Source organism: Pseudomonas sp. Pseusp88 (assembly GCF_047303955.1).
GTDB lineage: Bacteria > Pseudomonadota > Gammaproteobacteria > Pseudomonadales > Pseudomonadaceae > Aquipseudomonas.
The window spans coordinates 1-273 of the sequence record NZ_JBGLYM010000122.1 but is presented as its reverse complement, the minus strand read 5'-3'; the positions used below and the strand labels follow the sequence as shown (position 1 = coordinate 273).

At 61.2% G+C, this 273-nt stretch carries 1 protein-coding gene; it reads left to right on the top strand.

Annotation, left to right across the window (positions count from 1 at the left end; genetic code table 11):
• On the top strand, window positions 1-273 hold a 273-nt coding region (locus ACCD02_RS32730), incomplete at both ends, for a hypothetical protein (RefSeq protein ID WP_413310728.1).

Here is a 273-nt window from a genome sequence, read left to right as displayed (position 1 = left end):
CCGTTACGCCAAAGCAGAGGATCGCCTGACGCAAACCAAAGCCCGTCTGGGCGCCGGTGCCCGCCCGATCAGCGTGAGACTGCACGCCAAAGGCATCGAGCAACTGCGCAGCCTGCTGCCAAACACCTTCGGTGCCGCCTATTTCATGCGCCGCAGTCAGGTGACCCAGAATTACTACCTGTTCGGCCTGGAGGACCTGCCGTCACGGGAGTCGGTGCCGAAGACCTTTTATGGCGAATTTTTAGACCACAACGGGCGCCTGATCGGCAGCAC